Origin of the sequence: Rhodobacter aestuarii (assembly GCF_900156655.1) — a bacterium.
GTDB lineage: Bacteria > Pseudomonadota > Alphaproteobacteria > Rhodobacterales > Rhodobacteraceae > Rhodobacter > Rhodobacter aestuarii.
The window spans coordinates 64,552-78,154 of the sequence record NZ_FTOG01000007.1 but is presented as its reverse complement, the minus strand read 5'-3'; the positions used below and the strand labels follow the sequence as shown (position 1 = coordinate 78,154).

Genomic DNA, 13,603 nt, shown 5'->3' with positions numbered 1-13,603 from the left:
GTTATTCCACTCCACACAATTCCAAGATCGTTTCCGCATCGACAACGGCCCAAGCCCCCGCGGCAGCAAGCCGTGTCACCGCGCCCGTCGCGGCGGTTTGGCCATTGAGCGGCGCCACCAAATGCCCCATTGGCGCAGCTACGGGGCCGATCAGCCGCGCTTGCGCGCGCTCAGCCAAAAGTTCCGCATCTTTCCAAGGGGGCACAACGATGACCCATGGTCCGGCGCCGGTTGCCCCGGCGCCGAGAAGGGCCGCGACCGGACCCACAACAACCGAGAAGGCTATGACCAAAAGCTCGAGTCGCATCGATATCTCCTCGCGCGACCCTAGCGCCAAGGGCTTAACGCGAGGTTTTCGCGCGCGCAGAAGGCTTCGCTCACGATTTCGTGAGTTGCGTCCCCGCGCGTGCCCGCGCATCGCTCGTGCCGATGACCGATTTCGGACCCGTCTTCTATATTTTCGGCCACATTCTGCTGGCTCTGGGCGCAGCGATGCTGCTGCCCGCCGGTTATGACTACCTGCTCGCCGACCCGAACTGGATGGCGATGCTGCAATCCTCGGTCGAGACGCTGCTCTTTGGCGCGCTTTTGTCCATCGCCAGCCGGACCGATACTCCACAGCCGCTATCGCTGCGCCAAGCCTATATGCTGACCGCCGCGATCTGGCTGCTGGCCCCGGCTTTTGCCGCCCTCCCCTTCGTCCATGGCGCGCCGGATGTCAGCCTGACAGATGCCTATTTCGAGGCTGCATCAGGGCTCACCACGACCGGTTACACCGTGTTCCAATATCTGGATGAGATGCCGCGCTCGGTGTTGTTGTGGCGGGCAATGCTGCAATGGGCCGGTGGGCTTGGCATCGCCTTTGTCGCGATGATCTTTTTGCCGGTGATGCGGATCGGCGGGATGCGCTTTTTTCAGACGGAGGGGTTCGACACTTTCGGCAAGGTGCTGCCTCGCGCCACCGATATCGCCTTGGCGCTGTTGCAGGTTTATTCTGTGCTGACAATCGCCTGTGCGCTGGCCTATGTCGCCTGCGGCATGCAGACCTTCGACGCGATTGCCAATGCGATGACGACAATGTCGACTGGCGGCTTTGCAACCTCAGACCAAAGCTTTGCGCATTATCCAATAGCGACGCATTACGCCTCGATCATCTTCATGTTGCTTGCCGGGTTGCCGCTGATCCGCTTCGTGCAGATCGTTCAAGGGCAGCTTTCCCCGATTTGGCGCGACTCACAGGTACGCGCCTTCTTGCGATGGTCTCTTTACTACACGCTGCTGGCTGTTCTTTGGCGCTACGCCCACGAAGACCTTCCCTTCGAGCAGATCTTCCGCGAAACGGCGTTCAACTTTGTTTCGATCCTGACCGGCACAGGTTTTGGCGTCGCCTCGGTCGAGGCTTGGGGCGCCTTTGTGCTGGTGCTGGTGTTCTTGGTGGGCATGTCGGGCGGCTGTACCGGCTCCACCTCTGGTTCGCTGTCGGTGTTCCGGGTGCAGGTGGTTCTGGAAGCGATCAAAACCGCAATCCGGCAATTGCACTCGCCCAACCGCGTGGTGCTTCCGCGCTATGATGGCAAACCGCTGGACGAGGCCACGATGGGCCCGCTGATCCTGCACGTCACCGGATACATTCTGACCCAAGGCATCGTTGCGGTGCTGATTTCGATGACGGGGGTAGACTTTTCCTCCGCGCTGTTTGCCAGCTGGGGGGCGATTGGGAATATCGGCTTTGGCATTGGCCCCACCGTCGCCGCCACCGGAACGATGGCCGATTACAATGACCTTGCGACCTGGCTGATGAGCCTGTCGATGCTGCTTGGGCGGCTGGGGCTTTTGGCGATCTTGGTGCTGGTGTTGCCGCGCTTCTGGCGCGACTAAGCTTAAATCGGCAAAGCCGTTGTCTTGAACACGGTGCGCAAAGCGAACGAACTTTGCATCCCCTGCACCCCCGGTAAGCGCGCCAGTTTGGAGCGGTGGATGCGGGCAAAATCTTCGGTATCTTCGGCTACGACCTTCAGAAGGTAATCCGCAGACCCCGCCATCAGATGGCATTCGAGCACATCGGGGATTTTCTTCACCTCACGCTCAAAGGCTTCCAGCACCTCATCGGCCTGCCCAGAGAGCGTGATCTCAACAAAAACCGTGGTCGGGCACCCCAAACGACGACTATCCAAGAGCGCGACATAATCTTTGATATAGCCATCTTCCTCAAGTCGCTGCACCCGTCGGTGGCAGGCCGAAGCCGACAGGTTCACCCGCTCGCTCAACTCGGCGTTGGAAATGCGACCCTGCTTTTGCAATACGGTCAAAATCCGGCGATCTGTAGCGTCGAGGCTCATAAGGGCGCAACTTTCCACGAAGGTTAGGCAGGTTTCCCGCAGATATGCGCGCGATCAGGCCCGTTTCGCAAGCAAATTTGACCAAACCTTTCCCGCAACCAAGCGCACACTAAAACAAAGCTGATACGGGAGGAGAGGCCATGAAAATCGGTTGCGTGAAGGAAATCAAACCGCAGGAATTTCGCGTCGGCATGACGCCCCATGCCGTGCATGAGGCGGTGGCGCATGGGCACACGGTGTTGGTGGAAACCGACGCGGGGCTTGGGGCAGGCTATAGCGATGCGGATTACACCGCCGCCGGGGCGGTGATTGCCGCCGATGCCGCGAGCGTTTGGGGCGGGGCAGAGATGGTGGTGAAGGTGAAGGAACCGCAGCCCCAAGAAAGGGCGCTTCTGTCACCGGGCCAAGTTCTGTTCACCTATCTGCATCTCGCCCCCGACCCAGCGCAGACGGCTGATCTGGTCGCCTCTGGCGCCACGTGCATTGCCTATGAAACCGTGACCGACCGGATGGGCGGCTTGCCGCTTTTGGCGCCGATGTCCGAGGTTGCGGGGAAGCTCGCGCCGCAAGTGGGGGCTTGGGCGCTGCAAAAAGCCAATGGCGGACGCGGCGTGCTCATGGGCGGCGTGCCGGGTGTTTTGCCTGCCAAAGTGCTGGTGATTGGTGGCGGCGTGGTCGGCACGCAAGCGGCCCGCGTCGCGGCCGGTATGGGGGCAGAGGTCACCGTTCTGGACCGTTCTCTTCCCCGGTTACGGCACTTGGATGAGGTTTATGGGCGCGATTTCCGCACCGGCTATGCCTCTGCCGCGCTGACCGCCGAATTGGTGGCGGAAGCCGATCTGGTGATTGGGGCCGTTTTGGTGCCGGGGGCTGCCGCGCCCAAGTTGGTGACGCGCGCGATGCTGTCCACCATGCAGCCCGGCGCCGTGCTGGTAGATGTGGCGATTGACCAAGGCGGGTGTTTTGAAACATCACACCCCACCACGCACCACGACCCGATCTTTGAAGTCGATGGGATCGTGCATTATTGCGTCGCCAATATGCCCGGCGCAGTAGCTCGCACCGCCACGCAAGCGCTTGGCAATGCAACACTCCCGTTCTTGCTGGCGCTGGCCAATAAGGGCTGGCGGCAGGCTTGCGCGGATGACCCGCATCTTATGGCGGGGCTCAATGTCCACGCAGGCCAAATCACCTGCGCCCCGGTTGCCGAGGAGCAGGGCCTGCCCTATCTGCCCCCTTCAGAGGCGCTCACGCTTTGACCCGATGGGCGCGCAGCCCCGAACAGGGGCTGTGCGCTGGTTCGCTTTATTCGATGGGCGAATTCGGGCAGGCTCGCGCAAAATGGAGGCATTATGACCGATCTGACGCAATTCCCGATCACGCAGCGCTGGCCCGCCACCAACCCGGACGTGATCCAGCTTTATTCGCTGACCACGCCCAATGGGGTGAAAGTCTCGATCATGCTGGAAGAATGCGGGCTGGCCTATGAGCCGCATCTGGTGAAATTCGACACCAATGACCAGATGACGCCGGAATTTCTGTCTCTCAACCCCAATAACAAGATCCCCGCGATCATTGACCCCGATGGGCCAAATGGCGCGCCGATGCCGCTTTTTGAAAGCGGCGCGATCTTAATCTATCTGGCCGAGAAAACGGGGAAATTCCTGCCGCAAGCGCAGCGCTATGAGGTGCTGCAATGGCTGATGTGGCAGATGGGCGGCCTTGGGCCGATGCTCGGCCAGCTTGGCTTCTTCCACGCTTATGCAGGCAAAGAAATCGAAGACCCGCGCCCGAAAGAACGCTACCGCGCCGAGGCCGAGCGCCTGCTCAAGGTGCTGGATGGCGCGTTGGCTGGGAAAGAGTGGATTTGCGGCGACTATACGATTGCCGATATGGCGATTGCGCCGTGGTTGCGCGCGCTGCGCGACGGATACAAAGCCACCGATCTGGTTGGCTGGGACGCCTTGGCAAACATCCCGGCCTATCTGGAGCGGTTTTTGGCCCGTCCCGCCGTACAGCGCGGCCTTGTCAGCCCGAAGCGGGATTAATCGGCGGGCATATCGCGCCCGACACGTTCGGCGATGCGGGTGGCCAGCCAAGCTGTCCACCCTTCGGGCTGGGTAAAATGAAAGGTTGCGCGCTCTGGCATCGGAATCGGGGCGCCCGCGAAGCGCGCCTCTGCCTCAAGCCTTGCGGCGGCGACAATCTGTTCGGGGCTGCGTGCAAGCGCGGCTTGCGCCAGTTCCACCACCTCTTCGCGGGTCAAGGCCGGGTCAAAAACCTGTGCCTCTTGCCCTTTGGTTTCAATGAAATCGCGCAGCTTGCCTTGCGCCGCCTCGATCCGGGCAAGCGCCTGATCGCGCTGATCGGCCCGAAAGGCGCGTTCCAGCGGCAAGGTTTCCTCATGAGAGGCCAAATCCTCGGTCAGCCCATCAACGGCCGCCGCAAGTTCCATCGCCACCGTCTGATCGGTTTCAATCTCGGCTTCATCCTGACACGCGGTGATCATGTCGCGCAGCGCCTTGATGCGCCCCAGCGCGATCACATCTGCGGTTTCCACGAAGGCAATGTCACGCGCGGCGCGGCCAATCTCTTCCAGCGCAGATTCCAGCGCGAACAGCGGCTCTTTGGTGGTTAATGACGAAAAAGCGGTTCCCGCGAGCGTCCAAGCAGCATTGAATAGCATGGTGCATCCCCTTCTGGTGATGCAGGCAGCCTGTCATAATGTGGCTAACAAGTGGTGAACGAGAAACGGCTTTGTTCGCCCCTCGTTCACGTTATGGCCGCGCCTTGTTCAGGCAGCTTCGCGCAAGATCTTGCACAGAGGCTCGTAAAGTTCGGCGTTGCCCGCGATCACGGCACCGGATTCGAAGATATCGCGGCCTTCGCGCACCGGGCCGACGAATCCGCCCGCTTCTTTGACCAGAATCAGCCCCGCGGCCATGTCCCACGCATTGATGCCACGCTCCCAATAGCCGTCATACCGGCCCGAGGCGACATAGGCGAGATCAAGCGCCGCAGCGCCCCAACGGCGCACACCCGCACAAACCGGCATCAGACGCGCAAGATCTTGCAACGTCGCCGGCAGGGTGGAGCGGCCGCCAAAGGGCACGCCGGTGGCAAAAATCGCCTCAATCATGTGGCGACGCCCGGAAACCCGCAGACGGCTTTCGTTCATAAAGGCACCAAGGCCTTTTTCGGCGTAGTAAAGCTCATCTTTCGCAGCATCGAACACCACGCCCGCAACCACTTCGCCCTTATGTTCCAAGGCGATCGACACCGCCCAATGCGGAAGGCCGTGCAGAAAGTTGGTGGTGCCATCCAGTGGATCAACGATCCAACGCCGGGTCGGATCTTCGCCATCTTCCGCGCCGGTTTCCTCGCCAAGCCAGCCATAAGACGGGCGCGCACCGCGCAGTTCTTCTTTGATGATCCGCTCCGCTTCGCGGTCGGCTTTCGACACGAAGTCCCCCGGACCTTTGGCCGAGACTTGCAGGTTTTCCACCTCGCGGAAGTCTTTCACCAGCGAGCGACCCGCTTTGCGCGCGGCCTTGATCATCAGGTTGAGGTTGGCACTGCCTTGCATCGGGGGGCTCCTTGCGTTCAAGCGCTTGCCTTACACGGCAGAGGTAAAGATTCCAAGAGGGTCAGCGGGCAAGGAATTCGATGCGTTTGGGCAAGAAGATCGTCAAGATCCCCAGCGCAGGCAGGGCAGAGCAAATCAGATACACGGTGCGAATGCCGTAATGGTCTGCCATCAGGCCCAAGGCCGCGGCGGCAATCCCGCCAAGGCCAAAGCTCAGCCCAAAGAAGATGCCCGCCACCATGCCCACCCGGCCGGGCAAAAGTTCCTGCGCAAAGACAACAATGGCGGAAAAGGCCGAGGCGAGAATAAGCCCGATCAGCACGCTGAGGATCGCCGACCCCGCGAGCCCCACATGCGGCAGCGCCAGCGTGAAGGGCAGAACGCCCAAGATCGAAATCCAGATCACCGTCATCGGCCCCCAACGGTCTGCCACTGGCCCGCCCAGCACCGTGCCCGCCGCGACAGCGCCCAAGAAGAGGAACAGCATCAGCTGTGCAGTCCGCGTGTCCACACCAAAACTCTCGATCAGATAGAAGGTGTAATAAGAGCCAAGCGAGGCCATGTAGACGTTTTTCGAGAAAACCAGAATCACCAGAACGGTGATCGCGGCAATCGTGCGGTTGCGCGGCAGGGGCAGGGTTTTATCAACGGGCTTGCGCTTGCGGTCATTCAGATGCGCGGCATACCAGCGGCTCACGCGGACGAGGATCATGCCCGCAATCACCGCCAGCGCACCAAAAAGCGCGACCGAGGGCCGCCCGAAAGGCAACACGATGAAGGCGGCCAGAAGCGGCCCGATCGCCGTGCCAAAGTTACCGCCCACCTGAAACACAGATTGCGCCAAACCGAACCGCCCACCGGAAGCAATGCGCGCCACCCGGCTTGATTCGGGGTGAAAGATCGCCGAGCCAAAGCCCACGAACATCGCCCCCAAAATCAGCGCCGCATAAGAGGGCGCGAAAGCGAGCCCCATCACGCCAACAAATGTGGAGACCGACGCCACAGGCAAAGACCACGGCTGCGGGCGGGCATCGGTAAAAATGCCAATCGCGGGCTGCAACAGCGAGGCCGTGCCCTGAAAAGCCAGCGTCAAAAGCCCGATCTGCCAGTAATCCAGCGCAAAATCTGCCTTCAGGATCGGGTAGATCGACGACAGCATCGACTGCATCACATCATTGAGCATGTGGCAGGCGGAAATCGCGAAAAGAATCGGGAAGACGGTCGCGCTGGCGGCGCGCGGCTGGGGTATAGCGGTCATCGGAGCCTTGCGGGATGTGAAGGCGCGATTTAACCGCGCCCCGGCTCCCCCGTCACGCGCAAGATTGTGCCCGTTACATCAGGCGCGTTGCAGCTTGACCGGTTCTGTCCGCGCGAGCCGCAGGAAATGCGCCATATAGGGTTCCGCAATATCCTCGGCGCGGGTCGCGGCATAGAGGCGCTTGGTCAAGCCGTTTTCCGTCACCGGTTTGGTAATGTAATCGGGTTGGTATTTCACCTCGCGCAGCACCCAGTCGGGCAGCACCGCCACGCCACGACCCGAGGCGACCAACATCAAGATCACCGCCGTAAGTTCGACTTGGCGGTGCGCTTTGGGCGTCACTCGCGCGGGCGTCAACAGAAGCGAAAACACATCCGACCGGGCGCGGTCGATCGGATAGGTGATCAGCGTCTGATCGACAAAGTCTTCCGCCACCACAAAGGGCTTTTCGGCCAGCGGCGAATGCGCCGCCGCAATGAAGGTGGGCGAATAGTCGAAAAGCGGGTTGAAGGTGATGCCCTCGAGCTTCTCCGGGTCTGATGAAATCACCAGATCCACCTCTTCGCGGGCCAGCGCGGGCAGTGCGTTGAAAGCGAGTCCCGGACGGATGTCGATGTCGATATCGGGCCAGGCGCGACGAAAAGCCTCAAGCACTGGAAACAGCCAATCATAACAGGCGTGGCACTCAATCGCGATGTGAAGCCGCCCCACACGGCCTTGTCGGATCGCGGCAAATTCCGCCTCGGTTGCCTCAATTTCAGGCAGGATGCGTTCGGCAAGCCGAAGCAATTTCAGCCCCGCCGCCGATAGGCGCAACGGTTTGGAACGGCGGGCAAAAAGCTCGACCCCCGCTTGTTCTTCGAGCCCCTTCACCTGATGGCTAAGCGCGCTTTGCGTGATGTGCAAAATATCTGCCGCTTTAGCCAATCCACCCGCGTCATGGATCGCTTTGATCGTGCGCAGGTGACGGAACTCCAAGTGCATTATGAACCAACCTCAAGACCATCTTGAACTTTATGAGTTTGTTTCACATGCTCGAATATGAGACAAGGGGATAACGAAAGGACAGTCACATGCCCACGCCCAAAGTCAGCTTTGAATTCTTCCCGCCGCAGACCCTCGATGCGTCGTTCCGCCTGTGGGAAACGGTGCAGGTTCTGGCGCCTCTCAACCCGACGTTTGCCTCGGTCACCTACGGGGCTGGCGGCACGACCCGCAAATTGACCCATGATGCGGTGGAAACGATCCACGAGCATTATGGGCTCAATGTCGCCGCGCATTTGACCTGCGTCGACGCGACGAAAGCCGAAACCCAAGAGATCATCGATTCCTATGCCGAGGTTGGCGTGACCGAGATCGTCGCGCTGCGCGGCGACCCGCCGAAAGGCGCAGATCGGTTCACCCCGCATCCCGAGGGCTTTGCCTCGTCGGTCGAGCTGATCGAATGGCTGGCGAAAGATGGCCGCTTCAACATTCGTTGCGGCGCCTATCCCGAGCCGCATCCGGAAGCCACCGACCCGATGGCCGATGTGCGCTGGCTCAAGCGCAAAATCGACGCGGGCGCGACCTCGGCGATCACTCAGTTCTTCTTTGAGGCAGAGACCTTCTTCCGCTTCCGCGATGCCTGCGTGAAAGAAGGGATCACCGCACCGATCATTCCGGGCATTTTGCCGATCCAATCGTGGAAAGGCGCGAAGGGTTTTGCCAAGCGCTGTGGCACCTCGATCCCCGCTTGGGTGGAAGAGGCGTTTGAAACCGCCACCCGTGATGGGCGCGAACAGCTTCTGGCGACCGCGCTGTGCACCGAGCTTTGCGACAATTTGGTTGCTGGTGGTGTGGATGAGCTGCATTTCTACACGCTCAACCGCCCCGAAATGACCCGCGAAGTGTGCCACGCGCTGCGCATCAACCCCGGTGTCGTGCTCGAAAACGTCGCCTGAAAGCACCTGACGTAACGAAACTTTCAAAGGGGGCCTCGGCCCCCTTTTCCGTTTGGCTGCCCCGGTTCAGGCTAAATCAAAGGGGAGCCACCATGACCACGCAGAAATTCGCTGAAACCGCCGCAGACTTCTTGCCTCTGTCCGAAGTGGGGCAAATGTCGGGGCTCGACTATGTGCGCAAGATGATGGCGGGCGAGGTGCCCTCCACCACCTTTGCGCGTGGCTGTAATTACTGGATCAGCAAGGTCGACCCCGGGCTGGTAGAACTGACCGGCATGCCGCACCACGACCACACCAACGCTTTTGGCGGCGTGCATGGTGGCTGGTATGGCGTTTTGCTGGATACCTGCCTGACGTGCGCGGTGATCACCGGCCTTCAGCCCGGTCAGGTACAAACGACGCTGGAACTCAAAATGAATATGCTACGCGCCATTCCCTTGGGCACCGAAGTGGTGGCCGTGGGGCGGCTGGAACATATTGGGCGTTCGACCGGCGTCGCACGGGGCGAAATTCGCGGCGCCAAGGATGGCAAGACCTATGCCCTTGGCACGGCCACTTGTCTGGTCATGGCGGCACCGGGCTGACGCTTTGGCAGCGGCAGGATTTTCAGCCACCATTCGCGCCGCGCCGCCAAGGCGGTTTCGTGAATCCGTTCGGACGCACAGCGATGCACCACCCGCGGCGCGCGCAAAAGCGAGGTTTTCCCCCAACCGCCCCAACTGCCCACCGAGGGCGCAGCGGCATCCCGAGGGAAATTGGCCCGCCAGTTGAAGGGCAGTTCCAACCCAAGCCCCTCGGCGCGCTCCATCATCCAAACCAGCGGAATATTGGCAAGCGGGCGCGCGCGCTCCTCCCCGGCCAATTGTCCGCCAATATCGGCGTGGCAGCCCCGAAACCAAACCTGCTCGATCCGATGCGCGCCCGTTTCTTCGCGATTCCACATAAGGGGCGCCAAGACTTGCCGGGTTTCATGCAGCGCCAAGGCCTGAAAACCATGCCGAACCGAGGGGCCTAGATCGTGGTCGTGGAAATCGACCCGCGCCGCGCTGCTTGCGGTGCGAAATGGAAAACGCGGGCCAAGCGCTGCCACGGTATCGAAGACCCCCACCATCTCGATGCGCGTTGTACGATGGCAGTTTCTCTCACGAAAAGCGTCAGAACCAACGCCCGCCATGTAGTGGCGCCAAGCTTGCAGCACGTTGCGTTCCGTCGCCGCGCTTGCCTTCAGAAGGCCCACCTTGTCGATCAGCCCAGCCAGCGAACGCGCCGCGAAAGCGCCGCGCGAATAGCCCAGCAAAAAAATCCGGTCGCCGGGACGGTAGCGCATTGCCAGCCAGCCATAGGCCCGCATGATCTGCGCCTCGACGCCCCAGCCAAGCCAAACGTCTTTAAGGTCGCGCCAAGCGCGATAGCGCAGCCCCCGCCCATAATAAAGCGAGGCGCGCGGCAGGCTCCCGCGTAGGTAGAGGTAAAGAATCCCAATCGAGGTGCGCCGCATCGGGTTCAGCGACCCAAGCGTTCCATCCAAAAGAACAACATGATCCACAGGGCCCCGCGCAGGGCGCCGGGGGCTGATGGTCGGTGCGCACGCGGCACGGTCTTCATGCCGCGTGCGTCCGACAAGGCGTTGGAACAGGGCAACCATGACACCACTCGCAAAAGGAAAACGACCTCGCCTCCTTCACTGTAGGGCAAGGCCGTTAACTCTCAATTACGATCGCGGCAAAGTGTCACGCGCAACCCAAAGGTGTGGCCTTTTCGTCAACCACGCAAAGACAAAGCGGTGACGATTTCCATCTGACCAAACCCGTTGAACCGGGTGTTGGTGGCCGAGGAATAGGCCCCCATCCCGTGAAATAGGAGGAAATCGCCTTCTTCGAGCGTGGTCGGCAGGGGCAGTTCGCTCGGCAGGCGATCCACCGAATCGCAGGTCGGGCCGAAGACGATGCGTTCAATCGTGTCGCCCGAGCGCATCACGCCCATCGGCGAGACCACATCGACGCGCTCGATATTCCCCACCAGCGGCAGTTCCGCGAGCCCGCCATAGATCCCGTCATTCAAGAAGACATGCAGATCATCGCGCAAAGCTTTGACGCGGGTGATATGGGTGAAAGCATCGCCCACCAGACCACGACCGGGTTCGCACACAAGCGCGGGACGGGCGTCGCCAAAGGCTTCGGTTGCCACGCGGTCGATCAGTGCGAAGATATCTTCAAGCTTAGGTGCCGGGCCGGGGGTACGATGGTTCGGGAAACCGCCACCAACGTTGAGCCGATGCGCCTGCACACCCGCGCTGCGGCAAATCTCGGCAGCCGTGCGGATATAGGCATCCCATGCCATCGGATCGGTACATTGCGTGCCCGGGTGGAAGGTCAGCGAGGGGGTGAACCCCGCTTCAGCCGCACGGGCAAGCAGGTCCGCCGCCATCTCCGCGGTGGCGCCGAACTTCGCGCCAAAATTATAGGCCGCACCTTGCACCGGAAGCTTGAAGCGAACCGAAATCTCGCAGCCCTCGGCGGGAACCATCTCGATCAGTTTTTCCAACTCAGACCGCGAATCGACCGACCAAGTTTTCACCCCAGCGCGCACCGCATGAGCGATCTCATCGCGGCCACGCACCGGATTGTGGTAATGCAGCGCAGCCCCCGGCGCGATACGGCGGATCATGTCGATCTCGGCGGGCGAGGCCACGTCAAACCCGCGAATGCCCGCCGTCACAAGGTTTTCGATCACCATCTCATCGGGGTTCGATTTCACCGCATAGGTGACCAGCCCCGGAAAACCGCGCAAAAACCGGCGCGCGGTCGTTTGTAGGATCTCAGGGGAAAACACGAGCACCGGGTGATCGGGCTGTTTCGTGCGGATGATTTCGGACGGGTTCGCCCAGATAGTCTTCGACAGTCCCATCGGCTTCTCCTCGCCAACAGAATTGCAGCCACCTCTTGCCCCGGCTTTACGGGTCGGGAGACGCTTACAGCGTTTCAACCAACCAGGCCAGGTGCGTATGAGCCGCCCTTTCCCTGTCTTCTCAGTCTGCGCGATATGATGCACATTTTCACCGATCAAAAGAATAGAAATGGCGCGTATCGTCGTTATAATGACGAAAATTCCGGTCAATCTGCTGGTGTTGCAAAATGGACGAACTCGACAAGGCAATTCTGGGGCTTCTGTCCGGCGATGCGCGGATTTCGGTGGCCACTTTGGCGCGCAAGTTGAAGGTGGCACGCTCCACGATTCAGGCGCGGATTGAGCGGCTTGAGGTCACCGGGGTGATCGCGGGCTACACCGTCAAGCTGGGTGAAGCCGCGCGCGCGGGGCGATTGCGCGCCACCGTTTTGCTGATGATTGAGCCGCGCGCTCAGGCCGCCATTTTGACCCGGCTGCGCGCCATTCCAGAGGTGGAGCGCATTTCCACCACCTCAGGCCGGATCGACCTTTTGCTGCAAGTCGCCTCCAATTCGACCATGCAGCTTGATGAGGTGCTCGACCAAATCGGCGAAATGCAGGGGATCAAAAGCTCCGAAAGCCTGATCCATCTCAGCACCAAACTCGACCGCGCCGTCTGAGCCAAAGCTGTCGTAAAGGCGTGCCGCGAATCGTGCTAGGTTGGCGTTCTGTTTTCAGGAGAATGCCATGTCCTTTCACGGTCTTCCTTGTTGGTTTGAGCTTTCAGTGGCCGATCTGGATGCCGCGCAGGCGTTTTATGGCCCGATTTTAGGATGGAACTGGACCAGCGCGGGGATGGAGGGCCTAGATTACCGTTTGGCCAGTGCGGGCAAAGATATGGTCGCAGGCGGCCTGCCGCTGGACGTTTGCCCACCGGGCACGCCGCCCAATTGGATGATCTATATTTCGGTCGAGAATTGTGGCGACCGCCCAGCTTTGCGCAGATTTGGGCGGCAAGGTCTGGAAAGAGCCGACCGACATTCCCGGCACCGGGCGCTTCGCGATTTTGGGCGACCCACAAGGCGCAATGATCGGCATCATGCAACTCGAACCAATGGACCCGCCAAGCCCCAGTAGCGCATGGGATCAACGCAACCCCGGGCATGGCACATGGCTTGACCTTACCTGCCCGGACCCGGTTGAAGGGTTGGAGTTTTACCGCAAGCTCTTTGGCTGGCGGCGCAATATGCAATTTCCCGCAGGCCGCGCAGGCACCTATTTTGTTTTCGCGCATGAGGGCACCCGCATTGGCGGCGCGATGGGCCTTGGCGCGGGCGATTGCACACCGCCGCCGCATTGGCTGCCCTATTTTAGCGTGCCTGCGCTCCGCCCCGCGCTTGAACAGGTCACCCGACTTGGTAGCGCGGTGCTGCGCGGCCCGATAGAGGTGCCCGGCACGGCCTTCACCGCGACGGTCAAAGACCCCCAAGGCGCGATCTTCGCGCTGGTGGCCCGCAGTCGGTAAAGCAGCTAATCCTTGGGGCAAACCGTCTCGGAGGCTTTTCCTTAGAAGGTGCGCGCGCTAAAGAGCGTC

Annotated in this window: 15 protein-coding genes and 1 pseudogene; 8 read left to right on the top strand and 8 right to left on the bottom strand. The window is 60.9% G+C overall.

Annotated elements, in window-relative coordinates; translation table 11 throughout:
* Position 1 precedes the first annotated feature (1 nt).
* Entirely contained in the window at positions 2 to 307 is a 306-nt protein-coding gene (locus BW967_RS11000) for a hypothetical protein (protein WP_076485126.1), read from the bottom strand.
* A 122-nt stretch (positions 308 to 429) separates the two neighbouring features.
* On the opposite strand from BW967_RS11000, the gene BW967_RS10995 reads away from it, so the two are divergent.
* Positions 430 to 1,878: a TrkH family potassium uptake protein gene (locus BW967_RS10995; RefSeq protein ID WP_076485289.1), complete on the top strand. Its 1,449-nt coding sequence runs from the start codon at positions 430 to 432 to the stop codon at positions 1,876 to 1,878.
* Positions 1,879 to 1,880: 2 nt separating this feature from the next.
* Here BW967_RS10995 and BW967_RS10990 read toward each other — a convergent pair whose 3' ends face one another.
* Positions 1,881 to 2,339, bottom strand: a complete 459-nt coding sequence (locus BW967_RS10990; RefSeq protein WP_076485125.1) for an Lrp/AsnC family transcriptional regulator — start codon at positions 2,337 to 2,339, stop codon at positions 1,881 to 1,883.
* A gap of 140 nt (positions 2,340 to 2,479) precedes the next feature.
* Here BW967_RS10990 and ald point away from each other — a divergent pair, with 140 nt between their 5' ends.
* Positions 2,480 to 3,598: an alanine dehydrogenase gene (ald, locus tag BW967_RS10985; RefSeq protein ID WP_076485124.1), complete on the top strand. Its 1,119-nt coding sequence runs from the start codon at positions 2,480 to 2,482 to the stop codon at positions 3,596 to 3,598.
* A gap of 93 nt (positions 3,599 to 3,691) precedes the next feature.
* Positions 3,692 to 4,387, top strand: a complete 696-nt coding sequence (locus BW967_RS10980; protein ID WP_076485123.1) for a glutathione S-transferase N-terminal domain-containing protein — start codon at positions 3,692 to 3,694, stop codon at positions 4,385 to 4,387.
* On the opposite strand, the gene BW967_RS10975 is transcribed toward BW967_RS10980, so the two are convergent.
* The 4 genes from BW967_RS10975 to BW967_RS10960 form a co-directional block, all read right to left on the bottom strand.
* A complete protein-coding gene (locus tag BW967_RS10975) occupies positions 4,384 to 5,025 on the bottom strand; it encodes a hypothetical protein (RefSeq protein ID WP_076485122.1) in 642 nt (213 codons plus the stop codon). The two genes, BW967_RS10980 and BW967_RS10975, sit on opposite strands and share 4 nt — an antisense overlap.
* A gap of 108 nt (positions 5,026 to 5,133) precedes the next feature.
* Positions 5,134 to 5,925 carry an inositol monophosphatase family protein gene (locus BW967_RS10970; protein WP_076485121.1) on the bottom strand — a complete coding sequence of 264 codons (792 nt, stop codon included), beginning with the start codon at positions 5,923 to 5,925 and terminating at the stop codon, positions 5,134 to 5,136.
* A 61-nt stretch (positions 5,926 to 5,986) separates the two neighbouring features.
* Positions 5,987 to 7,183 (bottom strand): MFS transporter, encoded by a 1,197-nt coding sequence (locus BW967_RS10965; protein WP_076485120.1) that lies wholly within the window; start codon positions 7,181 to 7,183, stop codon positions 5,987 to 5,989.
* A 78-nt stretch (positions 7,184 to 7,261) separates the two neighbouring features.
* Positions 7,262 to 8,167: a LysR family transcriptional regulator gene (locus BW967_RS10960; protein WP_076485119.1), complete on the bottom strand. Its 906-nt coding sequence runs from the start codon at positions 8,165 to 8,167 to the stop codon at positions 7,262 to 7,264.
* A gap of 89 nt (positions 8,168 to 8,256) precedes the next feature.
* Here BW967_RS10960 and metF point away from each other — a divergent pair, with 89 nt between their 5' ends.
* Entirely contained in the window at positions 8,257 to 9,123 is an 867-nt protein-coding gene (metF, locus tag BW967_RS10955; RefSeq protein ID WP_076485118.1) for a methylenetetrahydrofolate reductase [NAD(P)H], read from the top strand.
* A gap of 92 nt (positions 9,124 to 9,215) precedes the next feature.
* Positions 9,216 to 9,707 (top strand): PaaI family thioesterase, encoded by a 492-nt coding sequence (locus tag BW967_RS10950; RefSeq protein ID WP_076485117.1) that lies wholly within the window; start codon positions 9,216 to 9,218, stop codon positions 9,705 to 9,707.
* On the opposite strand, the gene BW967_RS10945 is transcribed toward BW967_RS10950, so the two are convergent.
* Together BW967_RS10945 and BW967_RS10940 are read right to left on the bottom strand one after the other, a co-directional pair.
* Positions 9,659 to 10,669, bottom strand: a complete 1,011-nt coding sequence (locus tag BW967_RS10945; protein ID WP_245826536.1) for a DUF2235 domain-containing protein — start codon at positions 10,667 to 10,669, stop codon at positions 9,659 to 9,661. The genes BW967_RS10950 and BW967_RS10945 overlap by 49 nt on opposite strands.
* 215 nt (positions 10,670 to 10,884) lie before the next feature.
* Complete coding sequence (locus BW967_RS10940; RefSeq protein WP_076485116.1) at positions 10,885 to 12,030, bottom strand: type III PLP-dependent enzyme; 1,146 nt, start codon at positions 12,028 to 12,030, stop codon at positions 10,885 to 10,887.
* A 227-nt stretch (positions 12,031 to 12,257) separates the two neighbouring features.
* Between BW967_RS10940 and BW967_RS10935 the strand changes: the two genes are divergently transcribed.
* From BW967_RS10935 to BW967_RS10930, 3 genes and pseudogenes are all read left to right on the top strand, one after another.
* On the top strand, positions 12,258 to 12,689 hold the full coding sequence (locus BW967_RS10935) for an Lrp/AsnC family transcriptional regulator (RefSeq protein WP_076485115.1): 432 nt from the start codon (positions 12,258 to 12,260) through the stop codon (positions 12,687 to 12,689).
* Between the two features lie 67 nt (positions 12,690 to 12,756).
* Positions 12,757 to 12,819, top strand: a pseudogene (locus tag BW967_RS19100) (hypothetical protein); the annotation flags it as partial.
* A 169-nt stretch (positions 12,820 to 12,988) separates the two neighbouring features.
* Positions 12,989 to 13,534, top strand: coding sequence for a VOC family protein (locus BW967_RS10930; protein WP_245826535.1), 546 nt, complete (start codon positions 12,989 to 12,991; stop codon positions 13,532 to 13,534).
* Positions 13,535 to 13,603 lie beyond the last annotated feature (69 nt).

What these genes read in the sequence shown, in the direction of transcription:
- BW967_RS10935 (WP_076485115.1), top strand. Translation starts at nt 12,258, where the DNA reads ATGGACGAACTCGACAAGGCAATTCTGGGGCTTCTGTCCGGCGATGCG.
- BW967_RS10975 (WP_076485122.1), bottom strand. Translation starts at nt 5,025, where the DNA reads ATGCTATTCAATGCTGCTTGGACGCTCGCGGGAACCGCTTTTTCGTCA.
- metF (WP_076485118.1), top strand. Translation starts at nt 8,257, where the DNA reads ATGCCCACGCCCAAAGTCAGCTTTGAATTCTTCCCGCCGCAGACCCTC.
- BW967_RS10970 (WP_076485121.1), bottom strand. Translation starts at nt 5,925, where the DNA reads ATGCAAGGCAGTGCCAACCTCAACCTGATGATCAAGGCCGCGCGCAAA.
- BW967_RS11000 (WP_076485126.1), bottom strand. Translation starts at nt 307, where the DNA reads ATGCGACTCGAGCTTTTGGTCATAGCCTTCTCGGTTGTTGTGGGTCCG.
- BW967_RS10995 (WP_076485289.1), top strand. Translation starts at nt 430, where the DNA reads ATGACCGATTTCGGACCCGTCTTCTATATTTTCGGCCACATTCTGCTG.
- BW967_RS10940 (WP_076485116.1), bottom strand. Translation starts at nt 12,030, where the DNA reads ATGGGACTGTCGAAGACTATCTGGGCGAACCCGTCCGAAATCATCCGC.
- BW967_RS10960 (WP_076485119.1), bottom strand. Translation starts at nt 8,167, where the DNA reads ATGCACTTGGAGTTCCGTCACCTGCGCACGATCAAAGCGATCCATGAC.
- BW967_RS10950 (WP_076485117.1), top strand. Translation starts at nt 9,216, where the DNA reads ATGACCACGCAGAAATTCGCTGAAACCGCCGCAGACTTCTTGCCTCTG.
- ald (WP_076485124.1), top strand. Translation starts at nt 2,480, where the DNA reads ATGAAAATCGGTTGCGTGAAGGAAATCAAACCGCAGGAATTTCGCGTC.
- BW967_RS10980 (WP_076485123.1), top strand. Translation starts at nt 3,692, where the DNA reads ATGACCGATCTGACGCAATTCCCGATCACGCAGCGCTGGCCCGCCACC.
- BW967_RS10990 (WP_076485125.1), bottom strand. Translation starts at nt 2,339, where the DNA reads ATGAGCCTCGACGCTACAGATCGCCGGATTTTGACCGTATTGCAAAAG.
- BW967_RS10965 (WP_076485120.1), bottom strand. Translation starts at nt 7,183, where the DNA reads ATGACCGCTATACCCCAGCCGCGCGCCGCCAGCGCGACCGTCTTCCCG.